The 15,769-nt window shown below is 66.6% G+C and carries 12 protein-coding genes; 9 read left to right on the top strand and 3 right to left on the bottom strand.

Features of this window, described 5'->3' with window-relative positions:
- Positions 1-17 precede the first annotated feature (17 nt).
- The 3 genes from prfB to PKKP23_RS03020 all read right to left on the bottom strand — a co-directional run bounded on the left by prfB (position 18) and on the right by PKKP23_RS03020 (position 4,118).
- A protein-coding gene (prfB, locus tag PKKP23_RS03030) for a peptide chain release factor 2 (protein ID WP_126875737.1) occupies positions 18-1,122 on the bottom strand; the annotation gives its coding sequence in 2 pieces (ribosomal slippage) (positions 18-1,040 and positions 1,042-1,122; 1,104 coding nt in all).
- Between the two features lie 52 nt (positions 1,123-1,174).
- On the bottom strand, positions 1,175-2,881 hold the full coding sequence (gene recJ, locus PKKP23_RS03025) for a single-stranded-DNA-specific exonuclease RecJ (RefSeq protein WP_126875736.1): 1,707 nt from the start codon (positions 2,879-2,881) through the stop codon (positions 1,175-1,177).
- A 118-nt stretch (positions 2,882-2,999) separates the two neighbouring features.
- Positions 3,000-4,118: a regulator gene (locus tag PKKP23_RS03020; RefSeq protein WP_126875735.1), complete on the bottom strand. Its 1,119-nt coding sequence runs from the start codon at positions 4,116-4,118 to the stop codon at positions 3,000-3,002.
- A gap of 252 nt (positions 4,119-4,370) precedes the next feature.
- On the opposite strand from PKKP23_RS03020, the gene PKKP23_RS03015 reads away from it, so the two are divergent.
- The 9 genes from PKKP23_RS03015 to ftsB all read left to right on the top strand — a co-directional run bounded on the left by PKKP23_RS03015 (position 4,371) and on the right by ftsB (position 15,750).
- Positions 4,371-5,624 carry a lipoprotein-releasing ABC transporter permease subunit gene (locus PKKP23_RS03015; protein ID WP_126875734.1) on the top strand — a complete coding sequence of 418 codons (1,254 nt, stop codon included), beginning with the start codon at positions 4,371-4,373 and terminating at the stop codon, positions 5,622-5,624.
- The gene (gene lolD / locus PKKP23_RS03010) at positions 5,617-6,363 is read left to right on the top strand and encodes a lipoprotein-releasing ABC transporter ATP-binding protein LolD (RefSeq protein ID WP_017778005.1); all 747 of its coding nucleotides are present in this window, start codon (positions 5,617-5,619) and stop codon (positions 6,361-6,363) included. Before PKKP23_RS03015 ends, lolD begins: the two co-directional genes overlap by 8 nt.
- 110 nt (positions 6,364-6,473) lie before the next feature.
- Complete coding sequence (locus PKKP23_RS03005) at positions 6,474-7,262, top strand: TatD family hydrolase (protein WP_126875876.1); 789 nt, start codon at positions 6,474-6,476, stop codon at positions 7,260-7,262.
- A gap of 197 nt (positions 7,263-7,459) precedes the next feature.
- Entirely contained in the window at positions 7,460-10,153 is a 2,694-nt protein-coding gene (locus PKKP23_RS03000) for a ComEC/Rec2 family competence protein (RefSeq protein WP_126875733.1), read from the top strand.
- A 207-nt stretch (positions 10,154-10,360) separates the two neighbouring features.
- Positions 10,361-11,164 carry an alpha/beta hydrolase gene (locus tag PKKP23_RS02995; protein WP_126875732.1) on the top strand — a complete coding sequence of 268 codons (804 nt, stop codon included), beginning with the start codon at positions 10,361-10,363 and terminating at the stop codon, positions 11,162-11,164.
- 118 nt (positions 11,165-11,282) lie between these two features.
- Positions 11,283-12,944, top strand: a complete 1,662-nt coding sequence (locus PKKP23_RS02990; protein ID WP_017778010.1) for a CTP synthase — start codon at positions 11,283-11,285, stop codon at positions 12,942-12,944.
- Positions 12,941-13,795, top strand: coding sequence for a 3-deoxy-8-phosphooctulonate synthase (gene kdsA, locus PKKP23_RS02985; protein ID WP_126875731.1), 855 nt, complete (start codon positions 12,941-12,943; stop codon positions 13,793-13,795). Before PKKP23_RS02990 ends, kdsA begins: the two co-directional genes overlap by 4 nt.
- Positions 13,796-13,930: 135 nt before the next feature.
- Complete coding sequence (gene eno / locus PKKP23_RS02980) at positions 13,931-15,214, top strand: phosphopyruvate hydratase (protein WP_017778012.1); 1,284 nt, start codon at positions 13,931-13,933, stop codon at positions 15,212-15,214.
- Positions 15,215-15,300: 86 nt separating this feature from the next.
- Entirely contained in the window at positions 15,301-15,750 is a 450-nt protein-coding gene (gene ftsB / locus PKKP23_RS02975) for a cell division protein FtsB (protein ID WP_126875730.1), read from the top strand.
- Positions 15,751-15,769: the final 19 nt, after the last annotated feature.

Below are 15,769 nucleotides of genomic sequence, written 5' to 3'. Positions count from 1 at the left end.
TAGCGGGCCGGCGCGGCTTATACGCCCTGCTTGAGGCTCGCGCTGATGAAGTCGTCGAGGTCGCCGTCGAGCACCGCTTTCGTGTTGCTCATTTCGACGTTGGTGCGCAGGTCCTTCACGCGGCTCTGGTCGAGCACGTAGGAGCGAATCTGATGGCCCCAGCCCACGTCCGACTTGCTCGATTCGAGCTTGTCCTGCTCGGCCTGGCGCTTGCGCAGTTCAGCCTCGTAGAGGCGCGACTTCAGCATGGCCATTGCTTCGGCGCGGTTGCGGTGCTGCGAGCGGTCGTTCTGGCACTGCACGACGATGCCGGTCGGAATGTGCGTGATCCGCACGGCCGAGTCGGTCTTGTTGATGTGCTGACCGCCCGCGCCCGACGCGCGGAACGTGTCGATGCGCAGATCGGCCGGATTGATGTCGATTTCGAACGACTCGTCCACCTCGGGATACACGAACACCGACGAGAACGAGGTGTGGCGCCCGCCCGACGAATCGAACGGCGACTTGCGCACGAGGCGGTGAATGCCGGTTTCGGTGCGCAAAAAGCCGTAGGCGTATTCGCCTTCTACCTTGATGGTCGCGCTCTTGATGCCGGCCACGTCGCCTTCGGACTCTTCGAGCACTTCGGCCTTGAAGCCCTTGCGTTCGCAGTAGCGCAGGTACTGGCGCAGCAGCATCGACGCCCAGTCGCACGCTTCGGTGCCGCCGGCGCCGGCCTGGATGTCGATGAAGGCGTTGTTCGGGTCCGCGGGGTTCGCGAACATGCGGCGGAATTCGAGGTCGGCGACGCGCTTCTCGATGGCGGCCGCGTCGGCTTCGCAGGCGACGAGCGTGTCTTCGTCGTTTTCCTCGCGGCCCATCTCGAACAGTTCCTGCGTGTCACGCAGGTCGTTGCTGATGCCGGTGAGGGAGGTGACCACGCCTTCGAGCAGCTTCTTTTCCTTGCCGAGTGCCTGGGCGTGCTTCGCATCGTCCCAGACGTTCGGGTCTTCGAGTTCCTTGTCGACTTCGGCTAGACGCGCAGATTTGGCGTCGTAGTCAAAGATACCCCCGAAGCTCGTCTGCGCGACGGCGCAGGTCGGCGAGAGAGCTTTCGATCGCGTTCAGACGTTCCGCTTCCATGTCGGTCCTGATTTGATGCTGTAAAAACGTGAAATTATAGCCGATCGCGCGGTCACGCCGCCGCGTGTTCCACGATCAGCTGCACCCGCGAAACGCCGTTCCAGGTGTCGGAGGCGAGCCGGTAGGCGAGCATGGCGCGCGCCGGCAGCAAGTCGGTGTGGTTGAACCAGATCGCGTTGTAGCGCTGGCGGCCGCGCAGCAGTTGCAGTTTGAGATGCCGGTCCTTCACGAGCGCCTGCGAGACCACGTCGAATTCGCCCGAAAAGACCGGCGCAGGGAAGCCCTGGCCCCAGACCGCGGCATCGAGCATCTCGACGAATTGCGGCGTGAAGTACGCGTCTTCGAGTTCGCCGTCGGTCTCCACGATGCGCGCGAGCGCGTCGTCGGACAGCCATTCGCGCCCCACGGACTCGAACGCGGCGGTGAAGCGCGCCACGTCGGCACAGGCGATCGTGAGGCCGGCCGCCATGGCGTGGCCGCCGAACTTCAGGATCAGCCCCGGCTCGCGCTTCGAGACGAGGTCGAGCGCATCACGCAGATGAAAGCCCGCAATCGAGCGGCCCGAGCCGCGCGCGAGCACGCCAGTCTCGTCGGCGGGCGCGAACGTGAATACGGGGCGATGGAAACGTTCCTTGAGCCGCCCCGCGACGATGCCGATCACCCCTTGATGCCAGGCGGGGTTGAAGAGCGTGATGGTGGCGGCGCCTGCGGGGTCGACGAGCGCGAGGTCGTCGAGCGCCTGTTGCTGCATGCCGGCCTCGATCTCGCGGCGCTCGCGGTTCATCGCGTCGAGCTGCTGCGCGAGTTGCCAGGCGCGGCCCACGTCGTCGGTGGTGAGGCATTCGATGCCGAGCGACATGTCCGAGAGACGTCCCGCCGCGTTCAGCCGCGGGCCGAGCGCGAAACCGAGGTCGAAGCCCGAAGCGCTGCGCGCGTCGCGTCCCGCGGCCCGAAAGAGCGCGGCGATGCCCGGCTGCATGCGGCCGTTGCGGATGCGCTGCAGGCCTTGCGCGACGAGCACGCGGTTGTTCGCGTCGAGCTTCACGACGTCGGCCACGGTGCCGAGCGCCACGAGATCGAGCAGGCCGTCGAGCCGCGGCTCGGCGCGTGCGTCATTAAAGGCGCCGCGCCGGCGCAGTTCCGCGCGCACGGCGAGCAGCACGTAGAACATCACGCCCACGCCTGCAATGCATTTGCTCGGAAAGCCGCAGCCCGGCTGGTTCGGGTTGACGATGGCGCGTGCGGCGGGCAGCGTGTCGCCGGGCAGGTGATGGTCGGTGACCAGTACGTCGATGCCGAGCGCGTTGGCCGCCTCCACGCCCTCGACGCTCGCAATGCCGTTGTCCACGGTGATGAGCAGATCGGGCTTGCCGCCCGGCCGGGTTGCCGCGAGTGCGACGATCTCCGGCGTGAGCCCGTAGCCGTACTCGAAGCGGTTCGGCACGAGGTAGTCCACCTCGCCGCCGAACATGCGCAGGCCGCGCACCGCGACGGCGCAGGCGGTGGCGCCGTCGCAGTCGTAGTCGGCCACCACGAGCATGCGGCGTTTTGCTTCGATGGCATCGGCCAACAGCGCGGCGGCTTTGTCGCAGCCGCTCAGCATGGCGGGTGGCGTGAGGCGCGCGAGGCCGGTTTCGATCTCGCCCGGTTCGCACACGCCGCGCGAGGCGTAGAGGCGCGCGAGCACGGGATGCAGGCCGTGCCGGATCAGGACTTCAACGTCAGCCATGGACGCTGCGCGGGTAACGATTCGGGTCATGCTGTTCGGTGCGTGCTGCTGCGGTTGTGGCGGTGGTGGTGGTTGTGGCAGTTGTTCGGGCGTCGGCGCAGGGCGGCCGGCCGGAGCGGATGCCTGAGCGGATGCCGAAGCGCCGCGCTCATTCGATGAAAAGCGACGCGAAGATGCGCCGGCGCCAGAATTTGCGCAGGTCGCCGCGCGTGACGGCGAGCGTGACCGAGCCCGTGTCGCCGCACAGCGTGAGTTCGAGCGCGCGCAGTTCGCCCTTTTGCAGCGCGGCGAGGGCGGGCGCGAACCAGTCGCGTTCGAGCGCCGCGAATGCCGCGTTCCAGCGTGCCCAGTCCTGTTCGACGAACGGTACGGAGAACGGATCGAGTTCGACGAGCGTTGCGCCGTCGTCCGGGCGCGGTTGCGCTTCGCGCAACGCCGCGAACGCCACGAACGTCGCGGGCGGTGTGTCGTGCGGCGTTTGTGCCGCGAGTGCGAGGCCACGCGTAGCGACCGCATCCGAGTACACGCGAGCGAACGGGCTCGTGACGGGTTGCGCCGCGCCCTGGCCGTGGAACCAGATCGAATTGACGGCCGGCAGGCCGCGCGCCTCGCGCGCCTCGTTCACGGGATGCTCGAACCAGGCCATCTGGATCTCGTTCTGCAGCTTCATCCAGAGGCGCGAGCGTTCCCCGGTATGGGCCTCATGCGGCAGCCAGATTTCGATGTTGCGGCCGCTCGCGCGCAGCGGCGAGGCGCCCGCGAGCGTGCCGAACGCGTCGCTCGAGAGGTACCAGCGTCTTGGCGTCGGCGCCTCCATGCGTACGCCCAGTTCTTCGATGAGCGGCCGCGCGAGGTCGTGGAGCACGGCGGCTTCTTCGTCGGTCAGTTCGAGCGCGGCCGGATCGACCAGCACGAGATGGTCGTGCGCAATGCGCACGTGCACGGGTTCCACGCATGCCCACGTGGCATCGCCCGGCTTGCCGCCGTCGGCGCGCAGCATGTACGGCGCGAGCGGCGCTTCGTCCGCCGCCGCGGCGCCGGCGGGCACCGCGCCGAAGCGGCGTGCCACCCAGCGCTCGTGCGGCAGCGTGCGCTGAAAGTCTTCGCCGATCACACGCTCCACGAGCGTCGCACGCGCCACCAACTGGTCGAGCGCGGGGTGGGCGAGATGGGCAAGCGCGGTGGAAGCGTCGGCTGCGGAGGGCAGCGCGAAAGGCAGGAGCAGGTGCAGACGGTGGAGGGGTTCGACGTGCATGATGGTGCGCATTGTATGGCAAACTTCGCGGTTGATTTGATCGCCACGGCGCGCCGGGACGGCTGCGGGACGGAACCATCGGCCGCCATCCGCGCCCAACTCGACAATGGGCTGACTGGGCTGACGATGCGCGGCCGGCTCGCCACACGTTGCAAGATGGTCCGCACTGCGTCCGCCCGGCGCGTCGCAGCGCAGTTGCACGACAGGCATCACCACAGGAATCACCACAGGAATCACGCGCCGGGGGCGCAAACAAGGATTCGCTTGAAACTTCCCTACGAATATCAGATCGGCCTGCGCTACACGCGCGCAGGCAAACGCACGACCGGCAACGGCTTCATCTCGTTCATCGCGCTCGTTTCCATGTCGGGCATCGCGCTCGGCGTGGCGGCGCTCATCGTGGTGCTCTCGGTGATGAACGGCTTTCAGCGCGAAGTGCGCGACCGCATGCTCTCGGTGCTTGCGCACGTCGAAATTTTTTCGCCGACGGGATCGATGCCCGACTGGCAGCTCACTGCGAAAGAGGCGCGGCAGAACCCCTCGGTGATCGGCGCGGCGCCGTATGTGGATGCCCAGGCGCTTCTGACGCGCGGCGATACCGTGAGCGGCGTGGCGCTGCGCGGCGTGGAGCCGTCGCTGGAGCCGGAAGTCTCCGATATCGGTAAGGAAATGAAGGCGGGGCAACTGACCGATCTCACGCCGGGCAGCTTCGACATCGTGCTGGGCGCGGATCTCGCGGCCAACCTCGGCGTGCAGATGGGCGACAAGATCACGCTTGTCGCGCCCGAAGGCTCCATGACGCCCGCGGGCATCCTGCCGCGCCTCAAGCAGTTCACCGTGGCGGGCGTGTTCGAGTCGGGCCACTACGAATACGACAGCACGCTTGCGCTCGTGAACATCCGCGACGCTCAAGCGCTTTACCGGCTGCCGGCGCCCACCGGCGTGCGGCTGCGCCTGAAGGACATGCAGCGCGCGCCCGAGGTCGCGCACCAACTGGCGCGCACGCTTTCGGGCGACCTCTACATCCGTGACTGGACACAGCAGAACAAGACCTGGTTCTCGGCCGTGCAGATCGAAAAGCGCATGATGTTCATCATCCTCACGCTGATCATCGCGGTGGCCGCGTTCAATCTCGTCTCGTCGCTCGTGATGACGGTCACCAACAAGCAGGCCGACATCGCGATTCTGCGTACGCTCGGCGCGCAGCCGGGCTCCATCATGAAAATCTTCGTCGTGCAGGGCGTGACCATCGGCTTCGTCGGCACGGCAACGGGCGTCGCGCTGGGCTGCCTCATCGCCTGGAGCATCCCGTGGCTCGTGCCGATGATCGAACACCTGCTCGGCGTGCAGTTCCTGCCGCCGTCCGTCTACTTCATCAGCGAGCTGCCTTCCGAGCTGGTTGCCTCCGACGTGATTCGCATCGGCGGCATTGCCTTCCTGCTCTCGGCGCTCGCTACGCTCTATCCCAGCTGGCGCGGCGCGAAGGTTCGCCCGGCGGAGGCGCTGCGCTATGAATGATCTCTCTCTTGCTGCCGCGAAGGCCGCAGGCCCGGCCGGCCACTCGCCTTACGTGCTCGAAGCGAGCGGCATCTCGAAGTCGTTCGTGCAGGGCGGCCTCGACGTGTCGGTGCTCACAGACGCGGAACTCGTCGTGAAGCGCGGCGAGAAGCTCGCCATCGTGGGCGCCTCGGGGTCGGGCAAGAGCACGCTGCTGCACGTGCTGGGCGGGCTCGACGAACCCAGCGCGGGCGCCGTGTCCGTGCTCGGCAAGCCGTTCACGCAGCTTTCCGAGCGCGAGCGCAACGATCTGCGCAACCGCGCGCTCGGCTTCGTCTATCAGTTTCACCACCTGCTGCCCGAGTTTTCCGCGCTCGATAACGTCGCGATGCCGTTGCGCATTCGCCGCATGGCGACCGAGGACGCGCGCCGCGAAGCGCTCGCGATGCTCGAGCGCGTAGGGCTGGGACATCGGGCGAAGCACCGGCCGGGCGAGCTGTCGGGCGGCGAACGGCAGCGCGTGGCGATTGCGCGGGCGCTGGTGACGAAGCCCGCCTGCGTGCTCGCCGACGAGCCTACCGGCAACCTCGACGGCACCACCGCCGACACGGTGTTCAACCTGATGCTCGAGCTTTCCGAAACGCTCGAAACGAGTTTCGTGATCGTCACGCACGATCCCGACCTGGCCGGCCGTTGCGACCGCATCCTGCGGCTGCGCGACGGCACGCTGCACGAGGAGCCGTTGGCGCATCACGGCTGAACCTGCGGCGCGTTTCGATGGTTCGATCGCAGGATCGCCGGATCGAGCAGCGGACGCGCCGCAAGCCGGGCCCGCGCCTTGCGGCGGCCCGTCGCGAGGAGGGCATTGCCATGTGGATCGATACGCACTGTCATCTCGACGCGGCCGAGTTCGACGAAGACCGCGAGACGGTGGCGCGCGCGGCGCGGCAAGCGGGCGTGGGCCGCATCGTGATTCCGGCCGTGGGGCGCGAGAATTTTGCGACCGTGCGCGAGCTTGCGCATCGCGTGGAAGGCGGCACCTACGCGCTCGGCATTCATCCGCTCTTTACGCCGCACGCGGACGAAGCGGACCTCGACCGGCTGCGCATGGAAATCGAGGCAAGCATGGACGACGAGCGCTTCGTCGGCATCGGCGAAATCGGGCTCGATTTTTTCGTGCCCGGGCTCGACGAGGCGCGCCAGCAGCACTTCTACCAGGCGCAACTCGAACTGGCGCGCGCGTTCGATCTGCCCGTGATCTGCCACGTGCGCAAATCGCAGGACCAGGTGCTGAAGGGGCTCCGACGGCACGGCGTGCATCGCGGCATCGCGCATGCGTTCAACGGCAGCTTCCAGCAGGCGCAGGCTTATCTCGATCACGGCATCCACCTCGGCTTCGGCGGCAATCTGACGTTCGAGCGCGCGCTGCAGATCAGGCGGCTCGCGCAGCAACTGCCGCTCGATGCGATCGTTGTCGAGACCGATGCACCCGACATTGCGCCCTCATGGATCTATCGCGGCCGCAACACGCCGGATCAGGTCTCGCGCATCGGCGCGGTGCTGGCCGAACTGCGCGGCATGAGTGAGGACGCACTCGCCCTCGGCACAACGGCTAACGCGCACGCCGCGCTGCCGCGGCTCGCGCTTTCGTCTTCATAATCGTTTCCTGTTAGAGGTGGCCTCGCGCGGCTCGCCTTCGTCTTCGTTTGGCTTTTGCGCAACGAAGGGCGAGGCGGCTGCGCGGTTGGTTTTCGATGCGCTCGAAGCAACGCGTGGCCGGATGTCGTACCGTCCGGGCGGCGTTCGTGCCGATACGGCTTCGCATCGGAATGGGCCGCGCTGGATCGGGAGACGGCATGCGGGCAGTGTGGTGCGGGTTTGCGTTAGGCGTGGTGGGGTTGCAGCAGCAGGCGGCGTTGCCGGGCGTGCGCGTTGTCATGGCGTGGTTGCTGGTTGCAGCGATGTCGGTGGGCGCGGCGGCTGCGGTGTTGCGAGGCGGCCGCAGGCGATTCGTTCGTGCTGGTGGCTGGTGCGCCATCTGGATAGCCGCGGCCTGCATCGGATTCGTCTATGCGGCATGGCGCGCCGAGACGCGGCTCGCGTACGAGCTGCCCAAGACGTGGGAAGGGCGCGACATCGACGTGCAGGGCTATATCGAGAACCTGCCCGCCGTGGATGCCAACGGTGTGCGCTTTCAGTTCGCAGTGGAATCCGCGGTGCTCGTGGGCGCGGCGACCGAAGCGACCGAAGTGGCCGAAGCGCAGCATCTTGCCGCGCCCAAACGCTTTGCGCGGCGCCTGCAGCTTTCGTGGATCGCACGTGACGCGCCGGTGCCGACGCTGGAACCCGGGCAGCGCTGGCGTCTCACGGTGCGGCTGAAACGTCCGCATGGCACGGCGAACTTCGGCGTGCGCGACGCGGAAGCTGCGCTCATTGCGCGCAACGTGCGAGCCACGGGCTACGTGAGCGCCACGCAGAACGCGCAGCGCCTCGCCGGCGACGAACGCGGCGTGGGCATCGCGCTTGAACGCGCACGCATGGCGCTGCGCGAGCGCATCGTCGCAGCACTGGGCGACGCGCCGCATCGCGGCATCGTGGTTGCGCTGGCGAACGGGGCCCAGGATCTCATCGGCGACGACGACTGGCGGCTGATGCGGCGCACCGGCACGAGCCATCTGGTGGCGGTGTCCGGTCTGCATATCGGTCTGGTGGCCGGCATGGTGGGCTGGCTCGTTGCTGCCTTGTGGCGGCGCTCGTGTTTCGTCGGACGCGACTGGCCGCTGATCGTGCCTGCTCAGAAAGTTGCCGTGGTCGGCGGTGCACTGGTGGCGGCCTTATATGCCGGGCTGGCCGGTTTCAACGTGCCGGCCCAGCGCGCGTTGTGGATGCTTGCCGTGATTGGGCTTGCGTTCGTGAGCGGCCGTCAGGTAGCCCGGTCCACGGCGCTCGCGTGGGCGCTCGGCATCGTGCTGGTGATCGACCCGTGGGCGGTGGTGTCGGCAGGGTTCTGGCTGTCGTTCGGCGCGGTCGCGGCCATCTTCTTCGCGATGTCGCGCACGGTACGGCGACGGGAAGCGACGTCCGCGCACGGGCTCGATGACGTGGAGCGCGACGCGGATGGACTGCGCAGCCACGACCATCGCCCGCAACGAATGGCGCAACGAATGGCTCAACTCGCAATACGCATTCGGCGAATGAGCAGCGCAGTCGGCGCATGGCTGCGCGAAGGCGCTCACGTGCAGTTCGCCGTGACCATCGCGCTCGCGCCGCTCACGGCCTGGTGGTTTGCGCAGATCCCGCTCATCGGACCGTTTGCGAATGCGTTCGCCATTCCCTGGGTGAGCGTCGTCGTGACGCCTATCGTGCTCGCCGGGTGCGTGCTGCCCGCGCCGCTCGATGCGCTGGCTTTTCGTGCCGCGCACGAATTGCTCGTGTGGCTCGCAGTGGCGCTGCAAGGGGTCTCGCGTCCTGCGTGGGCGCTGCTTCATGTGCCGACGCCCAGCGCCTGGGCGCTCGCCGCGGCGGCGGTGGGCGTGCTCTGGTGCCTCGCGCCGCGCGGCTGGCCGTTACGCTGGGCGGCGCCGCTCGCCTTGCTGCCGTTGCTCGCGCCGCCGCCGTCCGGGCCGGCCGAGGGCGCGTTTCGTCTGACCGCGCTCGACATCGGTCAGGGTTCCTCTGTGCTGATCGAAACGGCGCGGCACACCTTGCTGTTCGACGCCGGGCCCGGGCCCGAATCGACGCGCGCCGGCGAGCGCGTGGTCGTGCCGTACCTCGATGCGAGCGGCGTGCGGCGGCTCGATGCGTTGGTGGTGAGCCACGACGACTCCGATCATTCGGGCGGCGCGGCGGCGGTGCTCGACGGTGTCGAGGTGGGGCAGATGCTGGCCGCTGTCGCGCCCTCGCATCCGCTGTGGGCGGCAGCGCGTGCAGCCGGCGCGCAGACCGTGCAGTGCGCGGCGGGGCAGCGCTGGCAGTGGGACGGCGTCGCCTTCGAGATGCTGTGGCCGGATCCCGGCCCGCTGCGCGGCAAGACCAACGAGCATTGCTGCGTGCTGCGCGTGACGGCCGCGGTGCCGGAAAGTTCGGCGATGGGCGCGGCAGCAGGCGCATCGGCGCGGGCCACTTCAAACGCTACGCCAGTGCCTGACCCGCCTTTGCCATCTGCACTCCTCAGCGCGGATGCAGACGCGCAAACCGAACGCGCGCTGATCGCCCGCAACCGCGCGGCCTTGCGCGCCCAGGTGCTGGTCGTGCCGCATCACGGCAGCGCGACCTCGTCTACCGAGCCGTTCCTCGATTCCGTCGAGCCGCTCGTCGCGATATTTCAGGTAGGCTATCGCAACCGTTTCCACCACCCGAATCCGCGCGTGCTCGCCCGCTACGAGGCGCGTGAGGCGACGCTCACGCGCAGCGACGTGGACGGCGCGGTCAGGCTCGATGTGGCGACGGTTCGACGCGATGCCGCGGGCGCGCAGGCGCAAAACGCGCTGTCGTCGCTCGTGCCTGAGCGCTATCGCGAGACGCATCGGCGCTACTGGATGGATCGCTAGCGCGAAGGCAGGAGCGAGCAGGTGGAACGGGCCTTCAGGCGCGGCACGGGCAACGCTTCCACGACCGGCGGCGAAGAGCAGCGGGACGCGAAGCATCCGCGAGCGCCGTCGAGAACTATCGAGAACCGTCGAGAACCATCGAGAACCATCGAGAACCATCGAGAACCATCGAGCACCGTCGAGAACCATCAAGGAGACAACACGCATTTGAAGAACGTCATCCACTTCTCGCACGCGAACGGTTTTCCGGCGCCCACTTACCGGACGCTCTTCGCCGAACTCGCCGACGACTACGAGATCCGCTTCGTCGAGCGCATTGGTCACGACCCGCGGTATCCCGTCACGCGCGACTGGCCGCATCTCGTCGAGGAGCTGCTCGCGGACGTCGAACGTTCGTACGAGCAGCCGGTATGGCTCGTCGGTCATTCGCTGGGCGGGTATCTGTCGCTCATGGCGGCGTTGCGGCGCCCGCAGTGGGTGAGGGGCGTCGTGATGCTCGACTCGCCTGTGATCGCCGGCTGGCGCAGCAGCGTGCTGCGTGTCTCGCAGTGGACCGGGCTCGACGAGCGGCTCTCGCCCGCCGCGGCAACCCGCACGCGCCGCACGCACTGGGCGAGCCGCGACGAGGCGTGGCGGCACTTCCATGCGAAGCCGGCGTTCGCGCGCTGGGACGAGCGCGTGCTGTCCGACTACATCGACTTCGGTATTCCGCAAACGGCGCCCGACGGCGGCCGCTCGCTCGCGTTCGATCGGCGCATCGAATACCTGATCTACCGCACGTTGCCGCATACGCTCGGTGCACGGCTCGCGCATGGTGCGCCGGTGCCGGTCGGGTTCATCGCGGGCACGCGCTCGAAGGAGATTCGCCAGGTGGGACTCGCGGCGACGCAGCTCGCCGCGGGCGGCAACATCGAATGGATGGAAGGCAGCCATCTCTACCCGATGGAGCGGCCCATCGATACCGCGCGCGCGGTGCTCGGCATGCTGCGCCGGCTCGAACGCGGAGGGTAGCGGCGCGTTGCTTCGCGGCACACTTCGCCGCCCCCTCGCGTGGTGATTTTTGCGGGGACGGATTCCAGGAAAGGCGAGCCTTTACGGTATAATCCGTTTTTCCCGCGAGCATCCAGCGATGACCAAATATGTTTTCGTCACCGGCGGCGTAGTTTCATCCCTCGGCAAGGGTATTGCCGCCGCCTCTCTCGCCGCGATCCTCGAATCGCGCGGTCTGAAAGTCACCCTCCTCAAGCTCGATCCCTACATCAACGTCGACCCCGGCACGATGAGCCCGTTTCAGCACGGCGAAGTGTTCGTGACGGAAGACGGAGCGGAAACCGACCTCGACCTCGGCCACTACGAGCGCTTCATCAGCACGAAGATGCGCAAGGCCAATAACTTCACCACGGGCCAGATCTACGAATCGGTGATCCGCAAGGAACGCCGCGGCGATTATCTCGGCAAGACGGTGCAGGTCATCCCGCACATTACCAACGAAATCCAGGCGTTCATCGAGCGCGGCGCGGCATCGGCCACGTGTGGCGAGCCGGACGTGGCGATCGTGGAAATCGGCGGCACGGTGGGCGACATCGAATCGCTGCCGTTCCTCGAAGCCGCGCGCCAGATGAGCCTGCGCATGGGCCGCAACAACGCGTGCTTCATCCACCTCACGCTGGTGCCGTTCATCGCAACGGCGGGCGAACTGAAGACCAAGCCCACGCAGCACAGCGTGCAGAAGCTGCGCGAGATCGGTATCTATCCGAATGTGCTGCTGTGCCGCGCCGACCGCCGCATTCCCGACGACGAACGCCAGAAGATTTCGCTCTTCTCGAACGTGCCGCAGGACGCCGTGATTTCGGTGTGGGACGTGGACAGCATCTACAAGATTCCGCAGATGCTGCGCGACCAGGGGCTCGACGCGATCGTGTGCGAGGAACTGAAGCTCTCGCCGAAGCCCGCGGACCTCTCCGTGTGGTCGGAGATGGTCGAGAAGCTCGAGCATCCGAAGCATGAAGTGACCATCGGCATGGTCGGCAAGTACGTCGATCTCACCGAGTCGTACAAGTCGCTCATCGAAGCGCTCAAGCACGCGTCGATCCATACGTCGACGAAGGTCAACATCGAGTACATCGACTCCGAGCAGATCGAGACCGAGGGCGTCGAAAGCCTGAAGCGTCTCGACGCGGTGCTCGTGCCGGGCGGCTTCGGCCGGCGCGGTACCGAAGGCAAGATCAAGGCGATCCAGTACGCCCGCGAGGCGAAGGTGCCGTACCTCGGCATCTGCCTCGGCATGCAGCTCGCCGTGATCGAGTTCGCGCGCCACGTGGTGGGCCTCAAGGACGCCAACAGCACCGAGTTCGATCCGGAAACGCCGAACCGCGTCGTCGCACTCATTACCGAGTGGTACGACCGCGAAGGCAAGGTCGAAAAGCGCGACGAGGAGTCGGACCTGGGCGGCACCATGCGCCTCGGCTCGCAACGTTGCCCGATCAAGCCGGGCACGATGGCCTCGGAGATCTACGGCAAGGACGTCAACGAGCGTCACCGCCACCGCTACGAGGTCAACAACCGCTTCGTGCCGCAGCTCGAAACGGGCGGCCTCGTCATCAGCGCGCGCACGCCGAGCGAAGATCTGCCGGAAATGATGGAGCTGCCGCGCGACCTGCATCCCTGGTTCGTCGGCGTGCAGTTTCACCCCGAGTTCACGTCGACGCCGCGTGACGGCCATCCGCTCTTCAAGGCGTATGTCGAAGCGGCGCTCGCTTGCCAACAGTCGCGCGTCAAGGAGCAGGCATGAAGCTGTGCGGGTTCGAGGTCGGTCTCGACAAGCCGTTTTTCCTGATCGCGGGCACCTGCGTGGTCGAGTCGGAGCAGATGACGATCGACACGGCCGGTCGCCTCAAGGAAATCTGCGCGAAGCTCGGCGTGCCGTTCATCTACAAATCCTCGTACGACAAGGCCAATCGCAGCAGCGGCAAGTCGTTTCGCGGGCTCGGTATGGACGAAGGGCTGCGTATTCTCGGCGAAGTGAAGCGCCAGCTCGGCCTGCCGGTGCTGACCGACGTGCATAGCGAAGCTGAAATCGAACCGGTTGCTTCGGTGGTGGACGTGCTGCAGACGCCGGCGTTTCTGTGTCGTCAGACCGATTTCATCCACGCCTGTGCGCGTTCGGGCAAGCCGGTCAACATCAAGAAGGGCCAGTTCCTCGCGCCGCACGACATGAAGAACGTGATCGACAAGGCGCGCGAAGCGGCCCGCGAAGCGGGGCTCTCCGAAGACCGCTTCCTCGCCTGCGAACGCGGCGTTTCATTCGGTTACAACAATCTCGTGTCCGACATGCGTTCGCTTGCGATCATGCGCGAGACGGGCGCGCCGGTCGTGTTCGACGCCACGCACTCGGTGCAGTTGCCGGGCGGGCAGGGCACGAGTTCGGGCGGTCAGCGTGAGTTCGTGCCGGTGCTGGCACGCGCGGCCGTCGCGACGGGCGTGGCGGGGCTCTTCATGGAAACCCACCCGCGCCCGGCCGAGGCGAAGTCGGACGGTCCCAACGCGGTGCCGCTCAACCGCATGGCGGACCTGCTCGAAACGCTGCTCACGCTCGACGAGGCCGTGAAGCGCAAGCCGTTCCTCGAGCACGATTTCAACTGATGCGCGTCCCGCGCGGGCGCGCGTCGTGTGGGGTGCCCGCCGCGAGCCGCGTGCGGCAGCGATGCCCGGACGATGCCCGGGCGGTTCGAACGCCGTCGTCGCCGTAAGAATTCAACGTCATTTCCTGAGGAAACCATGAGTGCAATCGTAGACATCATCGGTCGTGAGATTCTGGATTCGCGAGGCAATCCCACTGTCGAATGCGACGTGTTGCTCGAGTCGGGCACGATGGGCCGCGCGGCGGTGCCGTCGGGCGCGTCCACCGGCTCGCGCGAGGCGATCGAACTGCGCGACGGCGAAACCGGCCGCTACGGCGGCAAGGGCGTGCTGAAGGCGGTCGAGCACATCAACACCGAGATTTCCGAGGCAATCATGGGCCTCGACGCGTCGGAACAGGCGTTCCTCGACAAGACGCTGCTGGAGCTCGACGGTACGGACAACAAGTCGCGTCTGGGCGCGAACGCGCTGCTCGCGGTGTCTATGGCCGTGGCGAAGGCCGCCGCAGAAGAAGCAGGGCTGCCGCTCTACCGCTATTTCGGTGGATCGGGCGCGATGCAGTTGCCGGTTCCGATGATGAACATCGTCAACGGCGGCGCGCACGCGAACAACAGCCTCGACATCCAGGAATTCATGATCGTCCCGGTGAGCCAGCCGACCTTCCGCGAAGCGCTGCGTTGCGGCGCGGAAGTGTTCCACGCGCTCAAGAAGATTCTGTCGGACCGCGGCATGAGCACGGCCGTGGGCGACGAAGGCGGTTTCGCGCCGAACTTCGGCAGCAACGATGAATGCCTCTCCACGATTCTCCAGGCCATCGAGAAGGCCGGCTACCGTGCCGGTGAAGACGTGCTGCTCGCGCTCGATTGCGCGGCGAGCGAGTTCTATCACGACGGCAAGTACCAGCTCGCGGGCGAAGGTCTGCAGTTGTCGTCGGCGGAGTTCACCGACTACCTCGCCACGCTGGCCGACAAGTTCCCGATCGTCTCGATCGAAGACGGCATGCACGAAGGCGACTGGGACGGCTGGAAGCTGCTGACCGAGCGCCTCGGCAAGAAGATCCAGCTCGTAGGCGACGACCTCTTCGTTACCAACACGCGCATCCTGAAGGAAGGCATCGAGAAGGGCATCGCGAACTCGATCCTCATCAAGATCAACCAGATCGGCACGCTGACCGAAACGTTCGCCGCCATCGAGATGGCCAAGCGCGCGGGTTACACGGCTGTGATCTCGCACCGCTCGGGCGAAACCGAAGATTCGACCATCGCCGACATCGCGGTGGGCCTGAACGCTGGTCAGATCAAGACTGGTTCGCTCTCGCGCAGCGACCGCATCTCGAAGTACAACCAGCTGCTGCGTATCGAAGAAGACCTCGGTGATATCGCGAGCTACCCGGGCAAGTCGACGTTCTACAATCTGCGTTGATGAACGTCAGCGCCGTTCCTGGTTTTTGATCCTTCCCCGTCGCCCTGCGTATAGCGCAGGGCGACTTGTATTGTCCGGCTCCTTTCATGCGGCTTGTCACTGTCGTTCTGATCATTCTGCTGGTGTTGATCCAGTACCCCCTCTGGTGGGGGCATGGCGGCTGGCTGCGTGTCCATGAACTGCAGCAGCAACTGGCCGAGCAGCAGAAGAAAAACGCTGACGAAAAGCTGCGCAACGAGCGCATTGCCGGCGAGGTGCAGGATCTGCAGAGCGGGACGTCCGCCGTCGAAGAGCGGGCGCGCTACGAAATGGGCATGGTGAAGGACAGCGAGGTATTCGTGCAGTTCGTCTCGCCGAATGCGCCGCTGCCTGCATCGAACAACGTGGCGCCGAATACTTCGACGCGCGGGGAAGTTTCGGCGGCGCCCGTGCGTGTGGTGCCGAATCCGGAATCTCGTGCGAAGCCCGACAAGAAACATGCGCGCGCCGCAAAGGACGCGCACGGCAAGAACGTCAAGCCGAAGAGCACTGGCTGAACACCGGCAGTGGTGACGC

Origin of the sequence: Paraburkholderia kururiensis JCM 10599 = LMG 19447 (assembly GCF_003986935.1) — a bacterium.
Lineage (GTDB): Bacteria > Pseudomonadota > Gammaproteobacteria > Burkholderiales > Burkholderiaceae > Paraburkholderia > Paraburkholderia kururiensis.
Note: the sequence above shows the minus strand (reverse complement) of the source record. Positions and strands in the feature narration are given on the sequence as shown.

Coding starts and splice junctions, on each gene's coding strand:
- recJ (WP_126875736.1), bottom strand. CDS start 2,881: ATGACCCGAATCGTTACCCGCGCAGCGTCCATGGCTGACGTTGAAGTC.
- PKKP23_RS03020 (WP_126875735.1), bottom strand. CDS start 4,118: ATGCGCACCATCATGCACGTCGAACCCCTCCACCGTCTGCACCTGCTC.
- lolD (WP_017778005.1), top strand. CDS start 5,617: ATGAATGATCTCTCTCTTGCTGCCGCGAAGGCCGCAGGCCCGGCCGGC.
- PKKP23_RS03005 (WP_126875876.1), top strand. CDS start 6,474: ATGTGGATCGATACGCACTGTCATCTCGACGCGGCCGAGTTCGACGAA.
- PKKP23_RS03000 (WP_126875733.1), top strand. CDS start 7,460: ATGCGGGCAGTGTGGTGCGGGTTTGCGTTAGGCGTGGTGGGGTTGCAG.
- PKKP23_RS02990 (WP_017778010.1), top strand. CDS start 11,283: ATGACCAAATATGTTTTCGTCACCGGCGGCGTAGTTTCATCCCTCGGC.
- kdsA (WP_126875731.1), top strand. CDS start 12,941: ATGAAGCTGTGCGGGTTCGAGGTCGGTCTCGACAAGCCGTTTTTCCTG.
- eno (WP_017778012.1), top strand. CDS start 13,931: ATGAGTGCAATCGTAGACATCATCGGTCGTGAGATTCTGGATTCGCGA.
- ftsB (WP_126875730.1), top strand. CDS start 15,301: ATGCGGCTTGTCACTGTCGTTCTGATCATTCTGCTGGTGTTGATCCAG.